The sequence below is a fragment of the Streptomyces iranensis genome, from assembly GCF_017874715.1.
Classification (GTDB): domain Bacteria; phylum Actinomycetota; class Actinomycetes; order Streptomycetales; family Streptomycetaceae; genus Streptomyces; species Streptomyces iranensis.
Genome location: NZ_JAGGLR010000006.1, coordinates 20,288 through 25,373 on the forward strand (window position 1 = coordinate 20,288; position 5,086 = coordinate 25,373).

Sequence of the window (5,086 nt, forward strand, 5' to 3'; positions counted from 1 at the left end):
TTCTCGTCAAGCCCTTCCGAGGCCCTTGTTGATGAATGCGAAGAGCTCTTCGTCGCTGGCCGATTGGAGCTGCCCGGCGTCCACCGTGTCCTTCGCCGGGCGCTCCGGCGCCGCCGCGGCGGCGGGCTCGGCGGTGACCGCCGTGCCGTCCGACTCGTTCCACTTCGCCAGCAGCGACTGCAGCCGCATGGTGATCCGGGCCCGGGTGATGTTGTCGGGCGCGGTGCCGGTGAGCGCGGACTCCAGCTTGTCGAGTTCCTCGAGCACCGCCGTGCCGTCGGCCGCCTCGTCGGGCGCGATCCCGGCCCGCAGATAGGCGGCCACGGCGGCCGGAGTCGGGTGGTCGAAGATCAGGCTCGGCGGCAGCTTCAGCCCGCTCGCGGCGCCCAGCCGGTTCCGGAGCTCGACCGCGGTCAGCGAGTCGAAGCCCAGCTCCTTGAAGGCCCGCCCGGCCTCGATGGCCTGGGCGCCGGAGTGGCCCAGCACGGCGGCCACCGCGCTGCGCACCAGATCCAGCAGCACCCGCTCCCGCTCGGTCTCCGGCAGGCCCGCGAGCTGCCCGGCCAAGGCGGCACCGGCCGCGCCCGCGTCGTCGGCCTCGGCGGCGGCCGTCTCCTCGACGACCTCGCGGGCCTCGGGCAGGTCGTGCAGCAGCGGACGCGGCCGGTCGGCGGTGAAGGCGAGGGTGAAGCGTCGCCAGTCCATGTCGATGACGGTCAGCGCGGTCTCGTCCCGGTCGAGCGCGTGCTGGAGCGTGGCGGTGGCCGGCTCCGGCGCCATCTCGTTGATGCCGTGGCGGCGCATCCGGTCGCCGACGGCGCCGTCCACCGTGGCTCCGTCGCCCCACGGGCCGAAGGTCAGCGTGGTGGCGGGCAGCCCGTCGGCGCGGCGCTGCTCGGCGAAGGCGTGCAGGAAGGCGTTGCCGGGCGCCTGGTTGCCCTGGCCGGGTGCGCCGAAGGTGGCGGAGAAGTGCGAGCACAGCACGAACGCGGTCAGGTCCAGGTCCCGGGTGAGCTCGTGCAGATGGCGCGTGGCGGCCACCTTCGGCCGCAGCACCCGCTCGACCTGACCGGGGGTCAGCCCCTCGATCACCCCGTCGTCGATGACGGCGGCGGTGTGCACGACGGCCGTCAGCGGCTGGTCGGCCGGGATGGCCGCGAGGGTGTCGGCGAGCGCGGCGCGGTCGGTCACATCGCACGCGGCGAGGGTGACCTTGGCGCCGAGCCCGGTCAGCTCGGCCTCCAGCTCGACCGCCCCGGGGGCGTCCGGGCCCCTGCGGCTCGCCAGCACGAGATGGTCGGCGCCGTTGCGGGCCAGCCACCGGGCGACCTGTGCGCCGAGCCGTCCCGTACCGCCGGTGACCAGCGTGGTGCCGGTCGGCTTCCAGGCCCGTACGGCGGGGGTGTCGGCCAGCGGGGCACGCACCAGGCGGGGCCCGAAGACGCCCGTGGCACGGATCGCGGCCTGGTCGTCTTCGCCGTCGGAGGCGAGGAGGCCCACCAGCCGGGTCAGGGCGCGCTCGTCGGGCGTGTCGGGCAGGTCGATCAGACCGCCCCAGCGCTCCAGGTGCTCCAGCGCGGCCACCCGGCCCAGCCCCCAGACGAGGGCCTGCTCGGGCGCGGCCGGGCGGTCCGTACCGCCGACGGAGACCGCGCCGTGCGTGAGGCACCACAGCGGTGCGCCGATTCCCGCGTCGCCGAGGGCCTGGACCAGCGCGTGCTGTGCGGCGGTTCCGGCGGGCAGGGAGGCCTGTTCGGGGTGTGCGCCCTCGGCCGGGGCCAACAGCGACACCACTCCGGCGAACGCGGCGCCGTCGGCTTCGGCCTCCGCATCGGCTTCGGCTTGGGCTTCGGCTTCGGCTTCGGCGAGCGCGGTGCGCAGCCGCCCGGCCAGCTCCTCCCGGCCGTCGATGGCGGTGTCCACGGCGATCCGCCGTACGTCGGCGCCGCGTTCGGCGAGCACACCGGCCACGGCGTCGGTCCAGGTGTCCTCGGTGGCGGGGGTGACGACGAGCCAGGCGCCGGTCAGCCGCGCGGACCGCTCCTCGGCGAGCGGCTTCCACGTCACGCGGTAGCGCCAGCCGTCCACCGTGGACTGCTCACGGGCCTGCTTGCGCCAGGAGGCCAGGGCGGGCAGAACGGCGCTCATGGGCTGATCGCCCTCGACCGTCAGCTCCGCGGCCAGCGTCCGCCAGTCCTCGGCTTCCACCGCGGCCCAGAACTTCGCCTCCACGGCGTCGTGCCTGGTCTCCCCCGCGGCCTGCGCCTGCGCGGCCTCGGGCCAATAGCGCTGTTGCTGGAAGGCGTACGTGGGCAGCTCGACGCGGCGGGCGCCGGTGCCGTCGAAAAACGCGTCCCAGTCCACGGCCACACCGCGCGACCACGCCTCGCCGACGGAGGCCCAGAACCGGTCCAGTCCGCCCTCGTCACGGCGCAGCGACCCGATCGCGGCCGCGTCCACACCGGCGTCCTCGGCGGTCTCCTGCACCGCCATCGTCAGCACCGGGTGGGCGCTGGACTCGATGAACACCCCGAAGCCCTCGTCCAGCAGCCGCCGGACCGCACCCTCCAGCTCAACGGTCCTACGGAGGTTGGTGAACCAGTACTCGGCGTCCAGCTCCGGACCCTCGACCCACTCCCCCGTCACCGTCGACAGGAACGGCACCTGAGCGTTCTTCGGCTGTACGGGAGCCAGCAGCTCCAGCAGCTCCTCGCGGAGCAACTCCACCTGCGCGGAGTGCGAGGCGTAGTCCACCGGCACCCGACGCGCCCGCACCTCATCCGCCTCACAGGACGCCAGAAGCTCCTCCAGCGCCTCGGGCTCACCCGAAACCACCACCGACGACGGCCCGTTGACCGCCGCGATGGAGATCCGCTCCTCGCCCCAGGCCGCGATCCGTTCGCGTACGTCGGCCACCGGGAGCGCCACCGACACCATGCCGCCCTTGCCCGCCAGCACCCGGCCAATCGCCTGACTGCGCAGCGCCACCACACGCGCCGCGTCCTTCAGCGACAGGGCTCCCGCCACACACGCCGCCGCGATCTCACCCTGCGAATGACCGATCACCGCCGCCGGGACAACACCCAGCGAACGCCACAGCTCCGCCAGCGACACCATCACCGCGAACAGCACCGGCTGGACCACGTCCACGCGCTCCAGCGACGGCGCGCCCTCCGCACCCCGCAACACATCCACCAACGACCAGTCGGTGAACTCCGCGAGCGCCGCCGCACACTCCTCGATGTGGGCCGCGAAGACGGGCGAGGCGTCCATCAGCCCCACGCCCATCCGCACCCACTGCGACCCCTGCCCGGGGAAGACGAACGCCGTCTGCCCGGCGACCACGGCGCCCCGCTCCACACCGGCCGCCATGCCGCCCTCGGCGAGGGCGGTCAGCCCGGCCATCAGCTCCTCGCGGTCCCGGCCCTGGACCACACCGCGGTGGTCCAGGGCGGAGCGGGTGGTGGCCAGCGACAGGCCGATGTCCACCGTGCGCAGCGCCGGTTCGTCGTGGAGCCGGTCCAGCAGCCGCCACGCCTGGGCGCGCAGCGCCGCCTCGCTCTTGCCGGACAGCACCCACGGCAGCACACCCGGCTGCTTGGACACCAGCTCGACCGGGCCCGGCTCCTCGGCGGGGGCCTGCTCGACGATGGTGTGCGCGTTGGTGCCGCTGAAGCCGAAGGAGGAGATGCCCGCGCGGCGCGGACGGCCGGTCTCGGGCCACGGCGTGACCGACCTGACCAGCGCGAGCTTCCCCGAGGACCAGTCGATGTGCGGGGACGGCTCGGCGATGTGCAGCGACTCGGGGACCACCCCGTGCTCCATCGCCAGCACCATCTTCATCACCCCGGCGATGCCCGCGGCGCCCTGGGTGTGGCCGATGTTTGACTTCACCGAACCGAGCAGCAGGGGCAGTTCCTCGGTCCGTTCCTGGCCGTAGGTGGCCAGCAGCGCCTGCGCCTCGATCGGGTCGCCCAGCGAGGTGCCCGTGCCATGGGCCTCGATGACGTCCACATCGCCCGCGGACAGCCGCGCGTTGGCCAGCGCCTGCTGGATGACGCGCTGCTGGGACGGGCCGTTGGGCGCGGTCAGACCGTTGGACGCGCCGTCCTGGTTGACGGCCGAGCCGCGCACCACGGCCAGCACCTTGTGGCCCAGGCGGCGGGCGTCCGAGAGCCGTTCCAGCAGCAGTACGCCCACGCCCTCGGCCGGGCCGAAACCGTCGGCGTCCGCCGAGAACGCCTTGCAGCGGCCGTCCTCGGACAGTCCCCGCTGACGGCTGAACTCGATGAACAGACCCGGGGTGGACATCACATGGACGCCGCCCGCCAGGGCGAGCGAGCACTCGCCCAGCCGCAGCGACTGGACGGCCAGGTGCAGCGCCACCAGCGACGCGGAGCAGGCCGTGTCCACCGTGACGGCCGGGCCCTCCAGGCCGAACACGTAGGAGAGCCGGCCGGAGACGACGCTGCTGGCGTTGCCGGTGCCGAGGTGGCCGCCGAAGTCGTCCTCGGCGTCGAGCGCCACCGTCAGATAGTCGGAGGCGTTCATGCCCGCGAAGACACCGGTCCGGCTGCCGCGCAGGGACGCGGGGTCGATCCCGGCCCGCTCGAACGCCTCCCACGAGGTCTCCAGCAGCAGCCGCTGCTGCGGGTCCATCGCCATGGCCTCACGCGGCGAGATCCCGAAGAACGCCGCGTCGAACCGGGTGGCGTCGCCCAGGAACCCGCCCTCGCGGGTGTAGGTGGTGTCCGGGGTGTCCGGGTCGGAGTCGAACAGGTTCCGCAGGTCCCAGCCGCGGTCGGCCGGGAACTCCGTCTGCGCCTCACCACCGGAGGCCATGAGCTGCCACAGCTCCTCGGGGGTGCTGACACCTCCGGGGAAACGGCAGCTCATGCCCACGATGGCGATCGGCTCATGGGCCTGGTCGTCGGCCTCCTGCAGCCGCCGGTGGGCGGCGGTGAGGTCGGTGGTGACCTTCTTCAGATATTCGCGGAGCTTGGCTTCGTTCGCAGTCGCCATGGACGTTCACCTATTCGCAATGCTCTTGATCGTCGGGGGGTCCGGATGAGGGTGCTGCCGCGCT

General features: G+C 73.5%; 1 protein-coding gene. It reads right to left on the reverse strand.

What is annotated here, in order from left to right:
* Nucleotides 1-6 precede the first annotated feature (6 nt).
* Nucleotides 7-5,022 (reverse strand): type I polyketide synthase, encoded by a 5,016-nt coding sequence (locus J2Z30_RS12105; protein WP_044575061.1) that lies wholly within the window; start codon nt 5,020-5,022, stop codon nt 7-9.
* Between the last annotated feature and the right edge of the window lie 64 nt (nt 5,023-5,086).